The organism is Phytobacter palmae (assembly GCF_039409775.1).
Taxonomy (GTDB): Bacteria; Pseudomonadota; Gammaproteobacteria; order Enterobacterales; family Enterobacteriaceae; genus Phytobacter; species Phytobacter palmae.
In genome coordinates this window covers 93,489-116,411 of record NZ_JBCIVJ010000016.1, presented here as the reverse complement: position 1 = coordinate 116,411, position 22,923 = coordinate 93,489, and the positions used below count along the sequence as shown (strand labels likewise).

At 53.2% G+C, this 22,923-nt stretch carries 17 protein-coding genes; 8 read left to right on the top strand and 9 right to left on the bottom strand.

Annotation, left to right across the window (positions count from 1 at the left end):
- Positions 1–226: 226 nt before the first annotated feature.
- Together ppc and AAIG39_RS18865 are read left to right on the top strand one after the other, a co-directional pair.
- Entirely contained in the window at positions 227–2,878 is a 2,652-nt protein-coding gene (gene ppc / locus AAIG39_RS18870) for a phosphoenolpyruvate carboxylase (protein WP_090087793.1), read from the top strand.
- 95 nt (positions 2,879–2,973) lie between these two features.
- Complete coding sequence (locus AAIG39_RS18865; RefSeq protein ID WP_090087792.1) at positions 2,974–3,834, top strand: helix-turn-helix transcriptional regulator; 861 nt, start codon at positions 2,974–2,976, stop codon at positions 3,832–3,834.
- Here the strand turns inward: AAIG39_RS18865 and AAIG39_RS18860 are convergent.
- The 5 genes from AAIG39_RS18860 to AAIG39_RS18840 form a co-directional block, all read right to left on the bottom strand.
- Entirely contained in the window at positions 3,821–4,177 is a 357-nt protein-coding gene (locus tag AAIG39_RS18860; RefSeq protein WP_249569739.1) for a PTS fructose-like transporter subunit IIB, read from the bottom strand. The genes AAIG39_RS18865 and AAIG39_RS18860 overlap by 14 nt on opposite strands.
- Position 4,178: 1 nt before the next feature.
- Entirely contained in the window at positions 4,179–5,057 is an 879-nt protein-coding gene (locus AAIG39_RS18855) for a [formate-C-acetyltransferase]-activating enzyme (RefSeq protein ID WP_249569738.1), read from the bottom strand.
- A complete protein-coding gene (locus AAIG39_RS18850) occupies positions 5,023–7,320 on the bottom strand; it encodes a formate C-acetyltransferase (protein ID WP_343194486.1) in 2,298 nt (765 codons plus the stop codon). Before AAIG39_RS18850 ends, AAIG39_RS18855 begins: the two co-directional genes overlap by 35 nt.
- An 85-nt stretch (positions 7,321–7,405) precedes the next feature.
- Positions 7,406–7,726, bottom strand: a complete 321-nt coding sequence (locus tag AAIG39_RS18845) for a PTS fructose-like transporter subunit IIB (RefSeq protein ID WP_090087780.1) — start codon at positions 7,724–7,726, stop codon at positions 7,406–7,408.
- Between the two features lie 219 nt (positions 7,727–7,945).
- Complete coding sequence (locus AAIG39_RS18840; protein WP_090087777.1) at positions 7,946–9,025, bottom strand: PTS fructose transporter subunit EIIC; 1,080 nt, start codon at positions 9,023–9,025, stop codon at positions 7,946–7,948.
- A gap of 307 nt (positions 9,026–9,332) precedes the next feature.
- On the opposite strand from AAIG39_RS18840, the gene ptsP reads away from it, so the two are divergent.
- The 3 genes from ptsP to gldA are packed head-to-tail and all read left to right on the top strand — an operon-like array spanning position 9,333 to position 13,665.
- Positions 9,333–11,834, top strand: coding sequence for a phosphoenolpyruvate--protein phosphotransferase (ptsP, locus tag AAIG39_RS18835; protein ID WP_343194485.1), 2,502 nt, complete (start codon positions 9,333–9,335; stop codon positions 11,832–11,834).
- A gap of 11 nt (positions 11,835–11,845) precedes the next feature.
- Positions 11,846–12,508, top strand: a complete 663-nt coding sequence (fsa, locus tag AAIG39_RS18830) for a fructose-6-phosphate aldolase (protein ID WP_090087772.1) — start codon at positions 11,846–11,848, stop codon at positions 12,506–12,508.
- 53 nt (positions 12,509–12,561) lie between these two features.
- Entirely contained in the window at positions 12,562–13,665 is a 1,104-nt protein-coding gene (gldA, locus tag AAIG39_RS18825; RefSeq protein WP_249569733.1) for a bifunctional L-1,2-propanediol dehydrogenase/glycerol dehydrogenase, read from the top strand.
- 157 nt (positions 13,666–13,822) lie between these two features.
- On the opposite strand, the gene metF is transcribed toward gldA, so the two are convergent.
- On the bottom strand, positions 13,823–14,713 hold the full coding sequence (gene metF, locus AAIG39_RS18820) for a methylenetetrahydrofolate reductase (RefSeq protein WP_090087767.1): 891 nt from the start codon (positions 14,711–14,713) through the stop codon (positions 13,823–13,825).
- 262 nt (positions 14,714–14,975) lie between these two features.
- Positions 14,976–16,532: a bifunctional metallophosphatase/5'-nucleotidase gene (locus AAIG39_RS18815; protein WP_343194484.1), complete on the bottom strand. Its 1,557-nt coding sequence runs from the start codon at positions 16,530–16,532 to the stop codon at positions 14,976–14,978.
- Positions 16,533–16,665: 133 nt separating this feature from the next.
- Here AAIG39_RS18815 and AAIG39_RS18810 point away from each other — a divergent pair, with 133 nt between their 5' ends.
- Complete coding sequence (locus AAIG39_RS18810; RefSeq protein ID WP_343194483.1) at positions 16,666–17,802, top strand: cytoplasmic protein; 1,137 nt, start codon at positions 16,666–16,668, stop codon at positions 17,800–17,802.
- Here AAIG39_RS18810 and AAIG39_RS18805 read toward each other — a convergent pair.
- Positions 17,777–20,209 (bottom strand): bifunctional aspartate kinase/homoserine dehydrogenase II, encoded by a 2,433-nt coding sequence (locus AAIG39_RS18805; protein WP_249569730.1) that lies wholly within the window; start codon positions 20,207–20,209, stop codon positions 17,777–17,779. The two genes, AAIG39_RS18810 and AAIG39_RS18805, sit on opposite strands and share 26 nt — an antisense overlap.
- Positions 20,210–20,211: 2 nt before the next feature.
- Complete coding sequence (metB, locus tag AAIG39_RS18800) at positions 20,212–21,372, bottom strand: cystathionine gamma-synthase (RefSeq protein ID WP_090087756.1); 1,161 nt, start codon at positions 21,370–21,372, stop codon at positions 20,212–20,214.
- A gap of 276 nt (positions 21,373–21,648) precedes the next feature.
- Here metB and metJ point away from each other — a divergent pair, with 276 nt between their 5' ends.
- Complete coding sequence (gene metJ / locus AAIG39_RS18795) at positions 21,649–21,966, top strand: met regulon transcriptional regulator MetJ (protein ID WP_007369220.1); 318 nt, start codon at positions 21,649–21,651, stop codon at positions 21,964–21,966.
- 59 nt (positions 21,967–22,025) lie between these two features.
- A complete protein-coding gene (locus AAIG39_RS18790) occupies positions 22,026–22,637 on the top strand; it encodes a YiiX family permuted papain-like enzyme (protein WP_249569729.1) in 612 nt (203 codons plus the stop codon).
- The last annotated feature ends 286 nt before the right edge of the window (positions 22,638–22,923 follow it).

Sequence of the window (22,923 nt, the reverse complement as noted above, 5' to 3'; positions counted from 1 at the left end):
AATAGAGTGACATTGTTCACAATTCCATAAGCAACGCTTATTAGCCGGGAAGCGAATTAAATTTCGTAAATTTACGCCATTTATTCGTTTGCTGAACCGATTTCGCCGCAATTGACGTCGTGGGTTTTACGTGGCTTTATAAAAGGCGGTGTCTGATATCTATCCGTTTCACGTTGCATGACGGTGGATATAACAAAATAAAATGAGATGGGGTGTCTGGGTTAACATGAACGAACAATATTCCGCTTTGCGTAGTAATGTCAGTATGCTCGGCAAGCTGCTGGGGGATACCATCAAGGATGCGTTGGGAGAGAACATCCTTGATAGGGTCGAAACAATCCGTAAGCTGTCCAAATCTTCACGTGCTGGTAATGAAGCTAATCGTCAGGAATTGCTCAATACGCTGCAAAACCTGTCCAATGATGAACTGCTGCCGGTTGCCCGCGCATTCAGCCAGTTTCTGAACCTTGCCAACACCGCTGAGCAATACCATAGCATTTCGCCAAAAGGCGAAGCCGCAAACAACCCGGAAGTGATTGCTCGTACTCTGCGTAAACTGAAAGACCAACCCGATCTCAACGAAACGACCATCAGGCAAGCCGTCGAATCGCTGTCGCTGGAACTGGTGCTGACTGCCCATCCGACAGAGATCACCCGCCGTACGCTGATCCACAAAATGGTGGAAGTGAACAACTGCTTAAAGCAGTTGGATAACACCGATATCGTCGATTATGAGCGCCATCAGTTGATGCGCCGCCTGCGCCAGCTTATCGCGCAGTCCTGGCATACCGATGAAATTCGTAAACACCGTCCCAGCCCGGTCGACGAGGCCAAATGGGGCTTTGCGGTGGTGGAAAACAGCCTGTGGGAAGGTGTGCCTGACTATCTTCGCGAGCTCAACGAACAGCTTGAAGAGAACCTGAATTACAAGCTGCCGGTTGATTTTGTACCGGTACGTTTTACCTCCTGGATGGGCGGTGACCGCGACGGCAACCCGAACGTTACCGCAGATATTACTCGTCATGTCCTGTTGCTGAGCCGCTGGAAAGCAACTGATCTGTTCCTGAAAGATATTCAGTTGCTGATCTCAGAGCTCTCGATGGTTGAATGTACCGACGAGCTTCGCGACCTTGCCGGTGCCGAAGGCGCGCAAGAGCCGTACCGTTACCTGATGAAAAAACTGCGTGGTCAGTTGATGGCAACCCAGGCCTGGCTGGAAGCCCGCCTGAAAGGTCAGAAACTGCCGAAACCGGCAGGCCTGCTCACTCAGAACGAACAGCTGTGGGAACCGCTCTACGCTTGTTATAAATCCCTGCAGGCCTGCGGTATGGGCATCATCGCTAACGGCGAACTGCTTGATACCCTGCGTCGCGTGAAATGCTTTGGCGTACCGCTGGTGCGTATTGATGTTCGTCAGGAGAGCACACGCCATACCGAAGCACTGGGCGAACTGACCCGTTATCTCGGTATCGGTGATTACGAAAGCTGGTCCGAAGCCGACAAACAGGCGTTTCTGATCCGTGAACTGAATTCGAAACGTCCGCTGCTGCCACGTCAGTGGGAGCCGAGTGAAGAGACCCGCGAAGTGCTCGACACTTGCAAAGTGATTGTTGAAGCGCCGAAGGGCTCTATCGCCGCTTACGTCATTTCCATGGCGAAAACGCCGTCTGACGTGCTGGCCGTTCATCTGTTGCTAAAAGAGGCCGGTATTGGCTTCGCGCTGCCGGTTGCTCCACTGTTCGAAACGCTGGATGACCTCAACAATGCCAATGACGTGATGACCCAGTTGCTGAATATTGACTGGTATCGCGGCTTTATCCAGGGCAAACAGATGGTGATGATTGGCTATTCCGACTCCGCGAAAGATGCGGGCGTAATGGCCGCATCCTGGGCGCAGTACCAGGCTCAGGACGCACTGATCAAAACCTGTGAAAAAGCTGGTATCGAGCTGACGCTGTTCCACGGTCGCGGCGGTTCCATTGGTCGCGGCGGTGCCCCGGCTCATGCGGCACTGCTCTCTCAACCGCCAGGAAGCCTGAAAGGTGGCCTGCGCGTGACCGAACAGGGCGAGATGATTCGCTTCAAATACGGTCTGCCGGAAATCACCATTAGCAGCCTGTCGCTGTACACCAGCGCGATTCTGGAAGCAAACCTGCTGCCGCCGCCAGAGCCGAAAGATTCGTGGCGTCACGTTATGGATGAGCTGTCTACCATCTCCTGTGACATGTATCGCGGCTATGTACGCGAAAACAAAGACTTTGTGCCGTACTTCCGCTCCGCAACACCAGAGCAGGAACTGGGTAAATTACCCCTCGGTTCACGCCCGGCTAAGCGCCGTCCGACCGGTGGCGTGGAGTCATTGCGTGCCATTCCGTGGATTTTCGCCTGGACGCAAAACCGCCTGATGCTGCCAGCCTGGCTGGGTGCGGGTGCGGCGCTGCAAAAAGTGGTAGAAGACGGTAAACAGAGCGAACTTGAAGCCATGTGTCGCGACTGGCCATTCTTCTCAACCCGCCTTGGCATGCTGGAAATGGTTTTCTCCAAAGCCGATCTGTGGCTGGCGGAATACTACGATCAGCGTCTGGTGAAACCAGAATTGTGGGCTCTGGGCAGCGAGCTGCGTAAGCTGCTCGAAGCAGATATCAATGTGGTTCTGGCAATCGCTAACGATTCCCATCTGATGGCCGATCTACCGTGGATTGCCGAATCTATCCAACTGCGTAATATTTACACCGACCCACTGAACGTGCTGCAGGCTGAGTTGCTGCACCGCTCCCGTAAAGCGGAAGAAGAAGGTAAGGAACCGGATCGCCGCGTAGAGCAGGCGCTGATGGTCACCATCGCAGGCGTAGCGGCAGGTATGCGTAATACCGGCTAATCCTCACAGCCCGGCGTAAAAGGTCACACATAGTGTGGCCTTTTTTTATGCCGCCAGTTAAGGTTGAGCGGTTCGTGCGCACGGAAAAGGAAATCATGAATTACGACGTCAGCCATCTGCTCACCCGCCTGATTAGCGGCCAGACTCCTCTACGGAAAATCTGTTTTGCCACTGCCGCTGGTCCCGCGCCCTCCTCAGCATTACAGGTGGATTTCCCGCGTCTGGAAATAGTGCTGGAAGGGACGCTGACGGAGATGAACATCAATGGAGAGACGTCATTGATGACCGAACAGGATGTGCTTTACATACCCGCTGGCGGCTGGAATGCCCCCCAATGGCAGATGCCTGTCACTACGCTGAGCGTACTGTTCGGTAAACAGCAACTCGGTTTCAGCGTCACTCACTGGGACGGCGCTGAGTTACATAATCTGGCCAAACAGCACGTCGCCCGCCGGGGTCCTCGTATTGGTTCATTCCTGCTGCAAACGTTGCACGAGATGCAAATGCAGCCGAAAGAACAGCAAACCGCTCGCCTTATCGTCGCCAGCCTCCTGAGCCACTGCGCCGACCTGCTCGGCAGCCAAATCCAAACGGCCTCGCGTAGTCAGGCACTTTTCGAAGCCATTCGCGATTATATCGACGAAAATTACGCCATGCCTTTAACCCGTGAATCGGTGGCTCAGGCATTTTATATCTCGCCGAATTACCTCTCGCACCTGTTTCAGAAAACGGGTGCCATTGGCTTTAATGAATATCTGAACCATACGCGGCTGGAGCACGCCAAAACGCTACTGAAGGGTTACGATCTGAAAGTCAAAGAGGTTGCTCATACCTGTGGGTTTGTCGACAGTAACTACTTCTGCCGCCTGTTTCGAAAAAATACGGAGCGTTCGCCCTCAGAGTATCGTCGGCAGTATCACAGCCAGTTGACGGAAAAGAAGACTATTCCAGAATAATATGGGTATGCTGCGGCGCCGAAAGAAGTTTACGCACCGCGCTTATGACCCGCTGAGGTTCCCGTAGAAAAGCGCTAATACCCGACTGAATATAGCGACTTTGGGTAAATCTCTCCACGCCCGTCAGCTCGATATCAGTGATCAGCAATACCGCATCGGCACGGCTGATATCCTCTTCCGTTAGACGATTTTCGGTCCCCAGCGCCCCCTGGGTTTCAATCTTGATGGTCCACTTCTCTTGCTGGCAGAGCTTTTCCAGCCTCTCGGCAGCCATATAGGTATGCGCCACACCGCTCACACACGCGGTCACTGCCACCAGATGTCGTCCAGGTGAGACTGCCATGTTAACCTCCTGTGGTTACCTGAAATCCGGCACATTCCGCAATCTCACGCAGTGCCGCCACCTCTTGCTCAGATGGGGCAGGGATATCTTTCATCGACCACTGCAGCCCCAGCAGGCGATATTTCGGTTCGCCATACTGATGAAACGGTAGCAGGTGTACCTGCTTTATGCCTGACGATGCCAACAACGCCAATGCGCGCTGTAAGTTCTCTGTACTGAGCGTAAAGCCAGGAATCAACGGCAGGCGAGGGATCACATGGATTCCCTCACTGACTAATAGCCGTAAATTCTCTATCACGCGCGGCAAATTCATATTGACCACTTCGCGCGCCTGAACAGCATCCATTATTTTGAGATCGAATAAGACCTCATCGCACGCTTTTGCCAGCGGCAACAGGCGGCTGGCTGGCGCATCCCCTGCAGTTTCAATGGCGCACTGAATCCCCAACCGCTTCATGCGCTGTAAAAAACGGGTGGCGAAAGGCGCCTGCATCAACACTTCACCGCCGGAGAGCGTCACCCCGCCGCCGGAGGTACGAAAGAAGATATCATCCTTCAGCACTTCATGTTCCAGCTCACCCAGCGTGATATCACGGCCAATGCGCTCAAACGCACCGGAAGGGCATTCATCGGCATTGCGCAGACACGGCGCACAATGCAGGCATTTACTCTCCCGCCGCACCGTTTCAATACGTGGTGAAATTGACTCAGGATTGGCGCACCACGGACAGGTATGCGGGCAGCCTTTAAAAAAGACCACCGTGCGAATCCCCTGTCCGTCATTCAGTGAATAACGCTGAATGTTGAAGATGCGTGCAATTTCATCACTACGCGGTTCCACGACCTCACAGTTGATGCGCGGTGCGGCGAATGATGTCATCCTGAATCTCCTTCGACAGTTCGACAAAGAAGGCGCTGTACCCCGCCACGCGTACCACCAGTCCGGCGAAATCCTGCGGGCGTTGCTGCGCTTCCCGCAATGTATCGGCATTCACCACGTTAAACTGGATGTGCTGCAGCTTGAGCTGGGTAAACGCGCGCAGGAAATCCGCCAGCTTGTTTAACCCCGCCTCCCCTTCAAGGGTTGCAGGGGTAAACTTCACGTTAAGCAGAGTGCCGTTCGACAGCAGTGTATTATCCAGTTTACTCACCGATTTCAGTACTGCCGTCGGTCCCTGCATATCCTGGCCCAGCATCGGCGACAAGCCGCCGTCCGCCAGTTGCTCACCAGCAAAACGGCCGTCCGGCGTCGCTCCCACCACCGAACCCAGCGGCACGTGCGCGGAAACGGTATAAGAACCCGGCGTAAATTGCCCGCCGCGCGGGTTCTGGTATTTCTCCACCTCTTTGCAGTAGTGACGCAGTAGTTCAGCGCTGATGTTATCCACGTCATCAATATCGTTGCCGTATTTTTCGAAGCGGTTGATCAGCCTGGCGCGAACCTTCTCCCCTTCCGGGGTAGCGAAGTTACCTTTTAATACCGACAGTAACTCATCAAAACTTAAGCGTTGCTGCTCAAACACTAACCCATTCAGCGCATGCAGGGAGTCGCTCAGGTTAGCGATGCCAATGCCCTGCACGCCGGAGAAGTTATAGCGCGCACCGCCATCGGTAATATCACGCCCCTTATCCAGACAGTCGCTGATAAACGAAGAAAGCAGCGGCACTGGCGCCCAGTCGCGATGGCCGATATCGCAGATATTGCTACCCTCCACCATCAGCGTGATGTAGTGGCTGATTTTGGCGCAAATATGCGCCAGCAGTCCTTCATATGTCAGTGCGCTATTGCCTTCGTTTTCATAGAGGCTGATTTCCATCACTTTCAACAGATTGAACATGGCGATGTCGTGCAGGCCGTAGGTTCTGCCAGGAATCGACAGCTCCACGCAGCCCACCACCGCGTAATCACGCGCATCTTCCAGCGAAACGCCACGGTTCAGGAAGGCGGGCACCACCACTTCATCATTAAAGATCTGCGGGATACCGGTGCCGAGGCGAATCGTCTCCGCCGTTTTCATCAGGAAGGACGTGTCAATCAGCGCGTTGGTGCGCACGCCAAGGTTCGGTTGCGGCAACTGCACGCTCTGATAGGCATCAAGGCACAGGAACGAAAGCACATTCACCGCGCTGCGTCCATTCTCCGTCAGCCCACCGAGCAGCGCGGTATACCCCGTCGGGAATCCGGCGAAATAGCGTGCGCTGCTGGTGGAACGCAACAGTACGATGTCATTGCATTTCACCCACAGCGATTCAAGGATCTCTTTTAAGAATGCCGGATCTTCGCCCTGGTTCAGAGAGGCCTGGTAAAACGGTAGCATGTACTGGTCAAAACGCCCCAGCGAGAGCGAGCTGGCGTTGGATTCATATTGCAAAATGATATTCATGTACCAGAACAGCTGGCATGCCTGCCAGAAGGTCTGCGGCCTGTGCTGAATGTTATGGCGGGAATTCGCGGCAATGGTCAGCAGTTCCTGACGGCGCTGCGCATCCGAACACCTTTCCGCCATTTTCTCTGCCAGCAGAGCGTAACGCAGAATGTGCCTTTGTGATGCCTCAAGCAGCAACAGCGCGGCCTGATAGAAATGGTTATCCGGCTGCTGTTGGCAGTGCTGGCGCATCTGCACCAACAGTTCTCCCAGCCCGTGGTTCAGCAGGCGAGGGTAATCAATAATGATATGTCCCTGCCCCTTATCCGTCTGGTTAACACTAAAAATCTGGGTGCTGACGGCGGCCTTCACCTCATCGGTCATCTTGCCGTTGATGAAATCTTTCATCGACCGTTTTTCCCAGTACGGGAACAATACATCGCGATAAAGGCGTTTATCCTCTTCGCTGATATCGAAGCGATCCTGAGGACGTGTCGGGAACTGATCCAGCTCTTTAAGCAGCCAGTAAGGGTCCATTTCTGGCGACATAATACCCGCTCGCGGCTTAATGGTACGGTTCCCGGCAATCAGTTCCTCATCGCGAATCGAAATTTCAACATGCTCAAGGATATACGCGGTCGCTTTCGCCCGACGCAGAATAACCGGCTCTCCCTCCGTCTGCTGGTGGCTGGCGGTATAAAGCAGCGCACGCTCAAGCGAAATTTCGCGGTTGTTTTGAAACAGAGCGGCTTTGAGGCGTTGAATACGATTGGTCATGAGGAACTCCTGTGGATACGATTGCCAGATGGCACTGCGCTGATCTGGCCTACGTATCGGTAAGCCAGATCAGGCAAACAAAGGGTTACGCGGTTTGCTCCAGATGCGCGCTAATCTTATTCATGATGGCGTCGGCGCGTTTCACCGCATCGCTGATGTTGACGCGAACGATGGTTTTACCCGCAAAACGTTCCTCAGACTTGATGCCGATATCTTTGGTCAGAATCACTATATCGGCTTGCGCAACGTCTGCTGCGGTCAGTTCGTTCTCCAGACCAATCGAGCCTTGAGTCTCAACCTTTACGTCCCAGCCTTTGGCTTTGGCGGCACTTTCCAGCGCTTCAGCTGCCATATAGGTGTGCGCAACACCAGAAGGACATGCGGTTACTGCGATAATTTTAGTCATGATTCATTCCTCACTTAGAACCTATTCCATTAGGGCTATTTTGCTTGCCATTTTGAACCCGGGCAGTGTCAGACAAATGTGTTTGCGTTTTGAACGCCGCGTGTGGCGGCCCGAAGAGTGGCGTAGCGAAGAAATCCTCACGTACTGCGTTTACGCTCCGGTTTCTGCTCTCTCGTTGTTCAAACTACCTGCACCAATTACGCCTACTGAGACAGGTCCTTAATTCATCTCAAAATCCAAATCCAGGTCGTCTTCTTTTTCGCCAACCTGAGACACTTTCTTCCGCGCCAGACTTTTCAGCACATTCACGCAGACCGCTGTTACCACCGCGCCGACGATAACGGCCGCAACATACCCCAGCTTGCCTTCCACAACTGGCAGGACAATTAAGCCGCCCCAACCGGCATAACACTGCGCGCCAAAAAGCGCGGCCGTTACCGCACCACAGGCAGAGCCGACCATAATGGATGGGATTACGCGTAGCGGATCGGCGGCGGCAAAAGGAATTGCCCCTTCGGTAACCCCAACGCACCCCATAACCAGCGCGGCTTTACCGGCTTCACGCTCCTCAGAAGAGAAAATCTTACGGCCAATCAGCGTCGCCAACCCTAAGCCCAGCGGCGGAACGCAGATACCGACAGCGGCTATCGCCACCACGCTATAAACCCCTTGCGACACGCAAATCAGCATAAATGCATAGGCGACTTTGTTAACAGGTCCTCCCATATCGAAGGCCAGCATGAGTCCTAAAATGACTGCCAGCACCACAACGCTACCCTGCTGCATCCCCTGTAGCCATGCGGTCAGGCTGGTGGTCAAAGCGCCAACTGGCTCACCCAACCCCCACATCATGATGCCTGCGGTAATAAAGGTGCCGATGATCGGAATAACAAAGATGGGCATCACCGAGCGCAATACCTTATGCACGGGGATTTTCTTGAGATAGTGCACCACTATGCCGCCAATAATGCCGGCTATCAGCGCACCGAAGAACCCTGCGCCGAAGCTGTTTCCTACCCACGCGCCAATCGCACAAGGCGCCAGCGCAGAGCGTTCGGCAATCGAATAGCCGATATATGCAGCCAGGAAAGGTACCATCAGCGTCAGCCCTGCAACGCCAATGTCAAAAAGCTTTTTGAGATTGGGGTCCGTCGCGGTATCGGGCACGGCGCCTTTGCCATACAGCATCACTGAGACTGCCAGCAAAATACCGCCCGCCACCACAAAGGGGATCATATGTGAAACCCCGGTCATCAGGTGCTGACGGGTGTTTTTCAGAATCTGCACCAAGTCTTTCATAAGTCGCTCCCGGGCCAGTGAAAGCCCATGTCCATAACGTTGATGCGGAAAACAATAGGCAATCAGATAAGGTGCAGACAGTGGATAAAAAGGCCATTTACTGGACTTTTGTAATATCAATACAAAAATGCGATCACCCTCATAACTTACTTACTCTCGGAATTTATAAGGTACGCATCGACTTGTGAGGTATATCTCACTTTGAGTCTTACATTACATTTATCCAGTTTTTGACAGATTTGTCGCGTGGCAGCCTCAGGCGCTGCCCTTTTATCCTGTAATGAGTAATCGTTATGGGAGAGAGGCAATGGCCCTGATTGTGGAATTTACCTGTGAGCTGCCCAATGGCGTCCACGCACGCCCGGCAAGCCACGTTGAAACGCTGTGCAATACCTTCATCTCACATATTGAGTGGCATAATCTGCGCACAGGCCGTAAGGGCAACGCCAAGAGCGCACTGGCGCTGATTGGCACCGACACGCTGGCAGGCGATAGTTGCAGATTATTGATTTCTGGTGCGGACGAACAGTCAGCCCACCAGCGTCTGAGCCAGTGGCTGGTTGATGAATTTCCGCACTGCGATGCCCCGCTTGAGGAGGTTAAAAACAGTGAACTGGAACCGCTTCCGGCGTCGCTGACACACCTGAACCCGCAACTTTTCCGCGCCCGTAGTGTGTGCGCCGGTAGCGCAGGCGGCATTTTGACTCTGCTCTCTTCCTTAGATCTCAATGCGCTGGGATCCCTTCCGCCTGCTAAAGATATAGAGGCTGAACAATCCGCGCTTGATAACGGTTTAACGCTGTTGGTGAAGAACATTGAGTTCCGCTTGCTCGACAGCGACGGTGCCACCAGCGCGATCCTTGAAGCTCATCGCTCGCTGGCGGGTGACGCTTCACTGCGTCAGCACCTGCTGACGGGTGTTTCACATGGTTTAAGCTGCGCTCAGGCAATTATCGAAAGTGCGAACCACTTTTGCGCTGAATTCGCCCGCTCCAGCAGCAGCTACCTACAAGAACGCGCACTGGATGTGCGCGACGTCTGCTTCCAGTTACTGCAACAAATTTACGGCGAACAGCGTTTTCCGGCCCCAGGAAAACTCACCCAGCCTGCGGTTTGTATGGCCGATGAACTCACGCCAAGTCAGTTCCTCGAACTGGACAAAACTTTCCTCAAAGGGCTGCTGTTAAAAAGTGGCGGTACCACCTCACACACGGTCATTCTTGCCCGTTCATTCAACATTCCGACGCTGGTTGGGGTAGAAATTGAGGCGTTGACGCCGTGGCTACAGCAGACGGTTTACATTGATGGCAATGCAGGCGCCATCGTCGTTATGCCTGATGAACCCGTTACCCGTTACTATCAGCAGGAGGTTCGTGTTCAGGAAGCCCTGCGTGAGCAGCAGCGTATCTGGCTGACCAGGGAAGCGCGCACAGCTGACGGCATTCGCATGGAGGTTGCCGCCAATATCGCCCACTCCGTGGAAGCACAGGCCGCTTTTGGCAATGGCGCCGAAGCCGTTGGCCTGTTCCGAACCGAAATGTTGTATATGGACCGTGCCTGCGCACCGGATGAGAACGAGTTATATAACATTTTTTGCCAGGCGCTGGAGTCAGCCCAGGGACGTAGCATTATTGTGCGCACCATGGATATCGGTGGCGATAAACCCGTTGATTATCTGAATATTCCTGCCGAAGCCAATCCGTTCCTCGGTTATCGTGCTGTCCGTATTTATGAAGAGTACGCCACGCTGTTTACCACTCAGCTACGCTCGATCCTCCGTGCGTCTGCACATGGTAGCCTGAAAATCATGATCCCGATGATCTCCTCAATGGAAGAGATCCTGTGGGTCAAGGAGAAGCTGGCGGAGGCCAAACAACAATTACGTAATCAACACATTCCGTTTGATGAAAAGATCCCACTTGGCATCATGCTGGAAGTACCGTCGGTCATGTTCATCATCGATCAGTGCTGCGAAGAGATTGATTTCTTTAGTATTGGCAGTAATGACCTGACGCAGTATCTGCTGGCCGTAGACCGCGACAACGCCAAAGTCACCCGCCATTACAACAGCCTGAATCCGGCTTTCCTGCGTGCACTGGATTATGCGGTACAGGCGGTTCATCGTCAGGGCAAATGGGTTGGGTTGTGCGGTGAACTCGGCGCGAAAGGTTCAGTATTGCCGCTACTGGTAGGGCTTGGGCTGGACGAGATTAGCATGAGCGCGCCGTCGATTCCCGCCGCCAAAGCACGGATGGCGCAACTCGACAGCCGCGCCTGCCGTCAGTTGCTGAACCAGGCGATGGCCTGCCGCACCTCGCTGGAGGTAGAGCATTTGCTGGCGCAGTTCCGTATGACCCAACAAGACGCGCCGCTGATCACCGCCCAATGTATAACCCTGGATAGCGACTGGCGCAGCAAAGAGGAGGTTATCAAAGGGATGACCGACAATCTGCTGCTGGCAAGCCGTTGCCGTTACCCACGCAAACTGGAGGCAGACCTGTGGGCACGCGAGGCGGTATTCTCTACCGGCTTAGGTTTCAGCTTCGCCATTCCGCACAGTAAATCCGAACATATTGAGCAGTCCACCATCAGCGTGGCACGCCTGAAAGCGCCGGTGCGCTGGGGTGACGATGATGCGCAATTTATCATCATGCTGACTCTTAACAGACACGCCGCAGGCGACCAGCATATGCGTATTTTCTCACGCCTGGCGCGCCGCATTATGCATGAAGAATTCCGCAACGCGCTGGTTAGCGCTGCTTCTGCTGACGCTATCGCCAGCCTGCTGCAACATGAACTGGAACTTTAAGAGGACGTATCATGGAACTGTATCTGGACACCGCCAATGTCAAAGAAGTCGAACGGCTGGCGCGTATCTACCCCCTCGCGGGCGTAACCACTAACCCGAGCATTATTGCTGCGGGTAAAGAATCCATCTGGGATGTGTTACCGCGCCTGCAAAAGGCTGTCGGCCCGGAGGGCATCCTGTTCGCCCAGACCATGAGCCGGGACGCGCAAGGGATGGTGGCAGAAGCCAAACGCCTGAGTAATGCCGTACCCGGTATCGTTGTCAAAATCCCGGTAACCTCCGAAGGCCTCGCCGCTATTAAAATCCTGAAAAAAGAAGGCATTGAGACACTTGGTACCGCTGTTTACAGCGCAGCGCAAGGTTTGCTGGCCGCCCTGGCTGGCGCGAAATATGTGGCGCCTTACGTGAACCGTATCGATGCTCAGGGCGGAGATGGTATTCGCACCGTGCAGGAGCTGCAAAGCCTGCTCGAACAACATGCCCCGGGAAGCAAAGTGCTGGCAGCCAGTTTCAAAACCCCTCGTCAGGCACTCGATTGCCTGCTGACAGGTTGCGAAGCCATCACGCTTCCCCTGGATGTAGCGCAACAAATGCTCGATACACCTGCGGTAGAGTCAGCAATAGAGAAGTTTGAGCAGGACTGGAAGAACGCATTTGGCAATCTTAACCTGTAACCCGGCGCTAGGGCCGCGCTATGTGGCCCGCACCGCCAGAATGGAGGAAATGTATGGACCGCATTATTCAATCCCCAGGTAAATATATTCAGGGTGCAGATGTTATCACCCGTCTCGGTGAGTATCTCAAACCACTGGCGGCAAGCTGGTTGGTTGTGGGAGACAAATTTGTTTTAGGTTTTGCCCAGGAGGCGTTGCAAAAAAGTCTGGCCGATGCCGGGCTGGCCTGCGAAGTGGTGCCTTTTGGCGGCGAATGTTCACAAAATGAGATCGACCGACTGCGCGCTATTGCGGAAAATGCCCGCTGCGGCGCAGTGCTGGGTATTGGCGGCGGTAAAACACTGGATACCGCAAAAGCGCTGGCCCACTTTATGGGCGTTCCTGTCGCTATCGCGCCAACTATCGCTTCAACAGACGCACCATGTAGTGCCCTCTCGGTTATCTATACCGACGATGGCGAATTTGATCGTTATCTGCTGCTGCCCAATAACCCGGATCGCGTCATTGTCGACACTAAAATCGTGGCCGGCGCACCAGCGCGTTTACTGGCTGCGGGTATCGGTGATGCACTCGCAACGTGGTTTGAAGCCCGGGCCTGTTCGCGCAGCGGTGCCACGACCATGGCTGGTGGACAGTGCACTCAGGCAGCATTAGCGCTGGCAGAGCTTTGCTACAACACGCTGATTGCCGAAGGCGAAAAAGCAATGCTGGCCGCTGAACAACATGTGGTCACCCCGGCGCTGGAGCGTGTTATTGAAGCCAATACTTATCTGAGCGGTGTTGGTTTTGAGAGCGGCGGTCTGGCAGCAGCACACGCTGTGCATAATGGCCTGACGGCTATTCCCGATGCGCACCACTACTACCACGGCGAGAAAGTCGCTTTTGGTACGCTGACACAGCTGGTTCTGGAAAACGCGCCAGCGGAAGAAATTGAAACTGTCGCCGCGCTTTGTCACACCGTTGGTTTGCCTATTACGCTGGCACAGCTGGATATTACGGATGATATCCCTGCCAAAATGCGTATCGTGGCAGAGGCGGCCTGCGCCGAAGGCGAAACCATCCACAACATGCCCGGAGGGGTAACAGCAGATCAGGTGTACGCCGCGCTTCTGGTCGCCGACCAGTACGGCCAGCGCTTCCTTGAAGAGTGGGAATAATCACATCACACTCCCGGTGTCGTCCGGGAGTGTTTCTTTATGTTCCTTTCTGACGATATTTTCACCGCAATTTATGTGCGTTACGGTGCGTTTTCCCCTTAGTGAACCCGCACCATGCACTCATCAGGCAGAAGTATACGCATCAATATCAAGCTGATTATTGCGCCGGGCGTACGCCCAGGGTATGGCAGATGGCGTAGCTCATTTCCGCCCGGTTCAGGGTATAAAAATGGAAGTCTTTAACCCCTTCACGACTAAGAATTTTCACCATATCCATGGCGATACTGGCACCCACCAGCTTGCGGGTTTCGGCATCGTCATCCAGCCCTTCAAACATTTGTGACATCCAGGCCGGAATACGCACATTGGTCATATCGGCAAATTTCTTTGCCTGTTTAAAGTTAGTGACAGGCAGGATCCCCGGAATGATTTCAACATCAATACCTGTTGACGCGCAGCGATCGCGAAAACGTAAATAGCTTTCTACGTCGAAGAAAAACTGGGTGATCGCGCGGTTAGCACCCGCATCCACTTTGCGCTTGAGGTTGAGCAAGTCGGCCTGGGCACTTTTTGCTTCCGGATGCACTTCCGGATAAGCGGCAACGGAGATATCAAAATCCGCCACCTCTTTAAGTAAGGTCACCAGGTCAGCAGCGTACATATCCGGCTTACCACTACCCGGCGGCAGATCGCCACGCAGCGCAACGATATGGCGAATACCGTTGTCCCAGTAATCTTTTGCGATAGCGCGCAGTTCATCACGGGTTGCATCGATACAGGTCAGATGCGGCACCGCTTCCAGACCGGTACGATCTTTAATGCCTTTGATAATGCTATGGGTGCGGTCACGCTCGCCGGAGTTGGCGCCATAGGTAACGGAGACAAATTTCGGCTTGAGGCTGCTCAGACGATCGATAGAGTTCCACAAGGTCTGTTCCATTTCACTGGTGCGCGGCGGAAAAAATTCAAATGAAACATTAATCTGACCGTGCACTTCAGCCAGGCTCTGATTCAGGGCCTCCCGCTGGTTGGCGTGAAAAAAGCTCATACCTTACCTCATCAATCGCATGTTGTTATTTATTGCGCTACGAACATCTATCCGTTTAGACGTCCAGATGTAAAAATGACGGAAAAGCGGACGGGCGTCAACTGGAAAATCATCATAATGCGTGAGGAATGTTCAGCGAAGGTGAAAAAAGTTCACAGCGTCAGTAAACGATGAGCCAGCCCCGGTTTCACCCACACCTTGTAAGGCCAGGGGAATCCCGGATTCGCTGACGTTCCTCCAGGATTCGTAGTGGCTCACGCGATTACTGTTTTACCTCAGACACACGCATGCCTTTTAGCTGCTCGTTTGTCAGCGTATGCCCCATTTTAAAATAATCCACGACGGCGTTAGAAACATAGTAACTACCTGATGTATTTCGCGCCTTCCCTTCAGTAAATGCAGCAAAACCGTCACCGCCATCGGCGAGGAAACTGTTAGTGGCAACGTGGTAAATCATTGCATCTTCAATCGGGCGATCGTTAAGCGTTAGTGCGATAACCCGCTGGCCGATCGGTTTGCTGCTGTCGTACTTCATCTTCAGACCTCTGGAAACCTGTAACACGCCGTTGCTCAAACTCGCGCCATGTTCCATAAGGCTGCGCAATTGTTTACCGGTTAAATCCATGGTGACTAACTCATTGGAGAAAGGAAACGCGCTGATAATCGCGCCCATGCTGATGGCACCTGCCGGAATTTCGCTCCGAATACCTCCAGAGTTGGTGAGTGCCAACTGCGTGTTTTTATCCGCCGCGAGGAGTAAGGCATCGGCTGCCAGATTACCTAATGATGAAGACTCGCCATAAGCTCGGGTTAACTCAACAGGCGATCGGGCGACCGTTTGTGCGACAATCGCGTTAAGTTTTTTATTCCAGTCATCTATTACCTGCTTGGTCTGCGGATCGGGCTTCCATTCATCAGCAAATATCGTTTTCAGCTCAAAATCCTTCACTGCGAAGTGATGCGGCTTCTCTTTGTAATCCAACACCAGTTTACCCACATCAATACCGCCGCTGTCAGTAGAGAGAATCAGTGTGTTCCCCACCTTGATTGGCTCTGGTGTACCAACATGCGCATGACCGGTAATAAGGACATCCAGTCCGTTGACCCGGCTTGCGGTCTGAATATCCTTATCCAGTGCACGGCGGACATCAGTACTCCCCTGGCTGGACTGTCGCGCGGGCACACCTTCATGAATCAGCGCCACCGTCAGATCAACTTTGTCTTTCAGTTCATCGATATAATGTTGCAGCCACTTAATTTCATCGCGCGCTTCAATGCCCACGCGCATCGCGGTGGAAACCGTATCGTCAAAGGCAAACACGCCGTGAAGCCCGATAACCCCAATCTTCACCCCGTCTTTTTCAATAATGGTATAGGGCTTATCCCATAACGCCTTATTACTGTTCTGATAAAAAATGTTGCCCTGGACTATCGGGAAATTCGCCTGGCTGAGTTGCAATAGCGTATTGTCCCAGCCGTGATCAAATTCATGGTTACCCATCGTGACGGCATCAAACGACATGGTATTCATAATATCGATAATGGCTTTGCCCTTTGTCATGCTGCTGATATAAGGACCGGTAAAATAGTCACCCGCATCAAAAAACCAGGTCGCTTTATTTTTCTCTTTTTCCTGTTTTACCAGGGTGGTGATATTCGCCCAACCACCAATCTCACGCTTACCGTCAGCAATCCATGGCACTTTGTACGGTTCGACATGGGCGTGCAAATCGTTGGTATAAATAATGGTGACATCTTTTGCACAAGCCCAAAACGGCATGGTCAATAAAACGCCAGCGGTAACCATTTTTACCTTCATAATCAATCCCTTTCAGTCATATAAATAATCGCTACTTTACGTTCTGAAAGGGTTTTTTATGTGAGAGTGTTCACACCCATTCGCAATAGTTGCAGGACAAAATCAACGACCATTAAAAATCGTTGGTCTCACCATGTCTGCTTTGTTCACGATTAATACCTGTAAATCCTACGGTTGCCGTAATCTGGGTCTGGCGGAATCGCCCGATTATGTCTGGCCGGATTATCGTCTGGGATTTGCCGCACTTCATTGCCGCGCCTGCGGGAGCTATCCTCCCCTTTTCAACGAGCGGCAATTTCGCGACTGGTTATCGGCATGCCTGACAGAATATGCCGCCGAAAGCGGCTTGTTTTGTCCGGCGTGTTATCACAAAACGAGTATTCGTTATGGTCATAATCCACCGGGTACACAGCGCTTACAGTGTCGAAGCTGTAAAAAAGTCTGGACGCCAGGTAACTTTTTGCATGAGCAAACCGCATCCTTAACACAGCTCGTCACAACCCCGCTTATCGTTCCTTTTCAGGGGGCAAAGGCTGACCAAAAACTCTACGCTCTTTTTAGCTTTGATGCGCTTCGCGGACATGTTGTCCATGTCTCTACCAATTTCACGTCGCATCCGGCAGGAGATTCTCTGCGTTATCAATGGAAAGGCGTCGCTGAACCCCTTAGCACTCATCAAAATATTATTGAGCGCGTCAATTTTCGCGCGGAGCAATTTCTCGGTCGCAGTCAATTTGATGAGATTCAATATGCAAATGCGGAGCAAAAAAGGAATGCCAGGGGTGCAATTCTGCGTCCCGTTATTGCCGCACATGGTCATTTCCGGGTATTAAAACTTCTTTTCCCCGATGTTATGACGCATATCGTTGCACATGAATGTTTTTTGCGTGGCGCGGTGATCACCGCATGGTCAGAGTTGTTTCGTCGTCAACAAGGCGGTTTATGGTTTATAGAAGAGGAGATTGTTGATGTTGATTGTGCTGCCCCCTGGCATGCACGCGGGAAAACGCATCACGGCTGGTGGCAAAACCGCTGGCAGCTCTGGCAGCAGGGAAACAACCTTAAGATGACCTGTTCATTAACAGGAAGAGATGAAAGTCTGGCCGAAACGCTATCGCTTGCAGCCAGTAGACATTTCGTCCACTGGCTTCATCAGCAGCCTGCCTTTATAAAAATCGGCCAGTATTCCGCTCACCGCGTTACTCAAGCACTGAAAGCACTGGCTCAGCACTATAACGCAGCGCTTACAGCAACTGCGCCAGACGGTTGATATCAGACTGAATTGCGCCGGCCGTTACATCACGACCGGCTCCCGGCCCGCGGATCACCAGCGGGTTATCGCGATACCAGCGGCTTTCAATGGCAAACACATTGTCGCAAGGCAGCAATGCCGCCAGCGGATGCTCCGGACGCACCGCTTCCACCCCCACACGCGCTTTACCGTTGGCATCGAAACGCGCCACATAACGCAGCACCAGTCCCATCTCGCGGGCGGCTTCCAGACGCTGTGTCATCTGCTCATTGAGCTCATCGCCATTCTCAAAGAAGTGGTCGATAGACTCCTCTTCACAGCTCGTCGGTACCAGGGATTCCACGCGCACCTGATCTGGCTCAATGTCATAGCCCGCCTCACGCGCCAGAATGACCAGCTTACGCATCACGTCTTTACCTGAAAGGTCAACGCGTGGGTCCGGCTCAGTCAACCCCTGCTGCCAGGCCTGATCAACCAGGTCGGTAAACGGCACGGTGCCGTCAAATTGCAGGAATAACCAGGAGAGCGTACCAGAGAAGATACCGCTGATAGCCAGAATACTATCGCCGCTGTCGATAAGGTCACGCACCGTATGGTTTACCGGCAACCCGGCCCCGACGGTGGCGTTATACAACCAGCGACGCCCGGTTTTTTCAAACGCGTCGTGGATCTGGCGATATTTATCGCTACTGCTCGCGCCCGCCAGCTTATTCGCACTGATAACATGAAAACCGTGACTGGCGAAATCCAGATACTGATCGGCAAGTTGTGAGCTTGCAGTGACATCCAGCACAACAAGATCATCGTATGGGTGTGCGCGCATCCACAGGAATAGGGCCTCTTCATCCTGCTCGACCGCCTCATCATTGAAGAAGGCCAACGCCCGGCTGGCGTCCAGACCATCGTAATTCAACAAACTACGACGGCTATCCACCACACCTGCGAGAACAAATTCGAACCCGGTACGGGCAGATAAGGCGCTCTGTTCGCGGGCAAACAGCTCCAGCCAGCGAGAACCGATATTGCCTTTACCAAACAACATCAGACCAATGCGTTTTTCCGCGCGGAACAGTGACTGATGCAGCCCCTGAATCAGGCTTTCTGTTGGCCCTACGCGAAGCACGGCAACAAGGCTAATACCTTCATCTGACTGCCAGACGAACTCCACCGCCTGGCCTTTCAACTGCTGCCAGAAACGATGGCTATGCAGCGGATTGCGGCAAACGCCCGCCCCGACCATTGCCACCAGCGCCAGCCCCTGACGCAAACGCAGTTCGCCTGGCAGACCAGCTTCGTCGAGCAGTTTAAAGACGCTATCCACTACTTCCGAGGTGTAGCAGAGCTGCAACAGATTGCGGTCAGCGTGAGCGCCTGTCGCCAGCGGACGAACCTGAGCGCGCTTGAGGATCACATCAATATCACGTTGCGCCAGCTTAAAATCTTGCCCGGCAGGAACCTGAAACTCGATCAGACAAACATCATCATGGCTGGTGACGATGCGGGCACCCGTACCCGATGCCAGCACGCGCTCAATACGCGTAGAACCCTGCTCCGGGTTGTAGCTGCAACGCAACTGTAAATCGATATTGCTACCGGAAACCGGCTGCAAGGTTCGGGCGTGGAGTACTGGCGCCGCCAGACGCGCCAGCTCGCTGGCTTCATCCAGACGCAGCAGCGGCAGCAGACAGGCATCTTTCACTTTACGCGGGTCGGCGCTGTATACCCCGGCCACATCGCTCCAGATCGTCACACGGGTAACACCGGCTAATGCGCCAATTTGCGTTGCCGAATAGTCAGAGCCATTACGTCCTAACAGCACGGTTTCGCCCGCCTCGTTGCGGCTGATAAAGCCCGTCACAACGATACGTTTATCCGGATGCTGCGCCAGCAGTTGCTGGAACAACGGCCAGGAGGCGCCTTCGTTGACCTGCGGCTGCGCCGCACGTTCCGCGCGCAGAAACTCACGCGCATCAAGCCATGCCGACGCTTGCCCTTGCTGATTCAGGACGGCGGACATCAGACGCGCAGACCACACTTCTCCATGCCCCACCACTTCGGCATAAACCGCATCGCTAATGCCGCCATCCAGCAACCCGGCCAGGCGCTCAAGGTCACGAATAAACTCGCTAATCAGGCCGTCAGCCACTTCCGGTGACAACAACCCGGAAATCAACTCACTCTGATAACGACGTAACGACTGTTGAACCTGATGCGCAGAGAGACGATCGGTCTGGCTCAATTTAAGCCAGCTAATCAACTGGTTAGTGGTACTGCCTGCTGCCGAAACGACCATTAAATCGCCCGGTTGCGAATATTCTGCCATGATCCCCGCGACGCGCAGGTAACATTTCACATCAGCCAGACTGCTCCCACCAAACTTATGCAGTTGACGAACCTTCGTCCCTGCCTGCGCATTCACACTCATGTTTATCCCTCAGCTGCGACCCGGAAGCCATTTTCCAGGTCGGCAATCAAATCTTCACCATCTTCAATGCCGGTTGAGATACGCAGCAACGTCTCTGAAATCCCGGCGGCGGCACGTGCTTCCGGCGCCATACCCGCGTGTGTCATCGTGGCAGCGTGGGAGATTAAGCTTTCAACCCCACCTAAAGATTCCGCCAGCGTAAATAATGACAAACCGCTTAAGAAGCGACGCAGTGTTTGCTCATCGCCATCCAGTTCGAAACTTAACATTGCGCCAAAGCCTTTCTGCTGACGAGCGGCAATCTCGTGCCCCTGATTTTCAGGCAGCGACGGGTGATACAGTTTTTTCACCAGCGGCTGCTTTTTCAGAAACTCAACGATCGCCTGGGCGTTACGCTGCGCCACTTCCATACGTGGAGACAGTGTACGCAGGCCACGCAACAGCAGATAGCTGTCGAAGGCGCTACCAGTGACACCGATATTATTCGCCCACCATGCCAGTTCTGTGACGGTTTCCGGGTCTTTGGCAATCACCACACCCGCAACAACGTCTGAGTGGCCATTCAGATATTTAGTACATGAATGCAATACCAAATCTGCGCCTAACGCCAGCGGGTTTTGCAACGCCGGGCTCAGGAAGGTGTTATCCACCACGCTGACCGCACCTGCCTCTCGCGCGAGTTGACAGATTTTCGCAATATCCACCACGCGCAACAACGGGTTGCTCGGACTTTCCACCAGTACCAGCTTAGGTTTTTGCGCCAGCGCCGCTTTTAATGCCTGCTCATCATTCTGATCAACAAATAAAACCTTATAGCAGCCGCGTTTTGCCAGGCTGTCGAAGAGACGGTAGCTACCACCATAGCAGTCATGGGGCGCAACCAGCAGGTCGCCCGGCTTTAGGAAAACTGTGGTCACCAGATGAATCGCCGACATACCGGTGTTGGTCATCACGGCACCCGCACCGCCCTCCAGCTCTGCCAGTGCACGCTGCACGACATCGCGCGTCGGATTGCCACGGCGTGAATAGTCATGGGCCCGGGGCTCATTAAAACCTGTGAAATTATAGGTGCTGGAGAGATGGATTGGCGGAACAACGCAACCGTACTGCTCGTCATCGTTCAATCCGCTACGCACTGCGATGGTGGCCTGTTTACGCGTCATGGTGAAGGCTTCCTGGCTTAATGGATGAAAAGTCAGGCATCAGATTAATCATAAGAATAATAGACGTCAATACATCTGGACATCTAAACTTCTTTGCGTATAGATTGAGCAAAATCGCAATAGCCGTTAAAATTATATGCTTTAGTGAAGTGACGCAGAGCGATACACCGTGTCACGGTACTGACTCTACGGTAAACTACGCGAGATTATGGTCCGGGCGCTACATTGATCAGGTTCTGACCTTTTATTAATGACTGAGAGGATTAAAGGTATCTCATGGCTGAATGGAGCGGCGAATATATCAGCCCGTACGCTGAGCACGGTAAGAAGAGTGAACAGGTAAAAAAAATTACGGTTTCCATTCCTCTGAAGGTGTTAAAAATCCTCACCGATGAGCGCACCCGTCGTCAGGTTAACAACCTGCGTCATGCCACCAACAGCGAACTGCTGTGTGAGGCATTCCTGCATGCGTTTACCGGCCAACCTTTGCCCAACGATGAAGACCTGCGGAAAGAGCGCAGCGACGAAATCCCGGAGGAGGCAAAAGTGATTATGCGCGAATTGGGTATCGACCCCGATACGTGGGAGTACTGATTTAAAAAGGCGACTCATGGATTGAATCGCCTTTTTTGTCTCGAACAAGGATGTAAATCATGACAAAGAAGTTTGTCCTCTTGCTGCTCGCGGTGATGGTTTTCCCGGTTCTGGCTTATGAACCGCAGACGGGCGATATCATCTTTCAGATGTCTCGCTCGTCGCAAAGTAAAGCTATCCAGCAAGCCACTCATTCGCGCTTTAGTCACACTGGCATGATCGTGCTGCGTAATAATGTCCCCTATGTTTTTGAAGCCATCGGCCCGGTGGTCTATACGCCACTGCCAAAATTCATCAACCGTGGGGAAAAAGGGCACTACATCATCCGTCGCGTGAAGGGTGGGCTTTCCAATGCACAGCAGCAAAAACTGGCGCAGACGGCAACGCGCTACCTTGGTAAACCCTATGACCTGGCATTTTCATGGACCGATGAGCGCCAGTATTGCTCCGAAGTGGTGTGGAAGGTGTATGACCATGCGCTGGGGATACAGCCGGGTAAGCTGCAGAAACTTAAAGAGTTCGATCTGAACTCCCCGGTCGTGCGCGCCAAACTTAACGAGCGTTACGGGCGTAACATCCCGCTGAACGAAACAGTGATCTCGCCACAAGCGTTATTTGACGCCCCGCAACTGGAAACCGTCGCAAAAAAATGGCCCCTGTTTTCCTGGTAACGAATCATGAGAAATCTGTTCATCGTATGACTGTGTTTCCTGCTTTGCAGGTTGTACCCCTTTCCCACAGGCCGTCATCAGGGGCCAGCGTCGGATTTTTATATCAACACAAACATCACGTAGCAGGGGAAGACCGCATTGAAGGAGGCCTGCGCAATACAGTCGCCAGAATCCGTTCCCGGATACGGATTAAAAATAATGAATATCGCCTCAATCGGCGTCAAACCGCATAAAGTTATATAAAAATAATCATGCACAAGTCAGTGCTGTTATAGTTGCCCCAGAA

Coding starts and splice junctions, on each gene's coding strand:
- ppc (WP_090087793.1), top strand. CDS start 227: ATGAACGAACAATATTCCGCTTTGCGTAGTAATGTCAGTATGCTCGGC.
- AAIG39_RS18865 (WP_090087792.1), top strand. CDS start 2,974: ATGAATTACGACGTCAGCCATCTGCTCACCCGCCTGATTAGCGGCCAG.
- AAIG39_RS18860 (WP_249569739.1), bottom strand. CDS start 4,177: ATGGCAGTCTCACCTGGACGACATCTGGTGGCAGTGACCGCGTGTGTG.
- AAIG39_RS18855 (WP_249569738.1), bottom strand. CDS start 5,057: ATGACATCATTCGCCGCACCGCGCATCAACTGTGAGGTCGTGGAACCG.
- AAIG39_RS18850 (WP_343194486.1), bottom strand. CDS start 7,320: ATGACCAATCGTATTCAACGCCTCAAAGCCGCTCTGTTTCAAAACAAC.
- AAIG39_RS18845 (WP_090087780.1), bottom strand. CDS start 7,726: ATGACTAAAATTATCGCAGTAACCGCATGTCCTTCTGGTGTTGCGCAC.
- AAIG39_RS18840 (WP_090087777.1), bottom strand. CDS start 9,025: ATGAAAGACTTGGTGCAGATTCTGAAAAACACCCGTCAGCACCTGATG.
- ptsP (WP_343194485.1), top strand. CDS start 9,333: ATGGCCCTGATTGTGGAATTTACCTGTGAGCTGCCCAATGGCGTCCAC.
- fsa (WP_090087772.1), top strand. CDS start 11,846: ATGGAACTGTATCTGGACACCGCCAATGTCAAAGAAGTCGAACGGCTG.
- gldA (WP_249569733.1), top strand. CDS start 12,562: ATGGACCGCATTATTCAATCCCCAGGTAAATATATTCAGGGTGCAGAT.
- metF (WP_090087767.1), bottom strand. CDS start 14,713: ATGAGCTTTTTTCACGCCAACCAGCGGGAGGCCCTGAATCAGAGCCTG.
- AAIG39_RS18815 (WP_343194484.1), bottom strand. CDS start 16,532: ATGAAGGTAAAAATGGTTACCGCTGGCGTTTTATTGACCATGCCGTTT.
- AAIG39_RS18810 (WP_343194483.1), top strand. CDS start 16,666: ATGTCTGCTTTGTTCACGATTAATACCTGTAAATCCTACGGTTGCCGT.
- AAIG39_RS18805 (WP_249569730.1), bottom strand. CDS start 20,209: ATGAGTGTGAATGCGCAGGCAGGGACGAAGGTTCGTCAACTGCATAAG.
- metB (WP_090087756.1), bottom strand. CDS start 21,372: ATGACGCGTAAACAGGCCACCATCGCAGTGCGTAGCGGATTGAACGAT.
- metJ (WP_007369220.1), top strand. CDS start 21,649: ATGGCTGAATGGAGCGGCGAATATATCAGCCCGTACGCTGAGCACGGT.
- AAIG39_RS18790 (WP_249569729.1), top strand. CDS start 22,026: ATGACAAAGAAGTTTGTCCTCTTGCTGCTCGCGGTGATGGTTTTCCCG.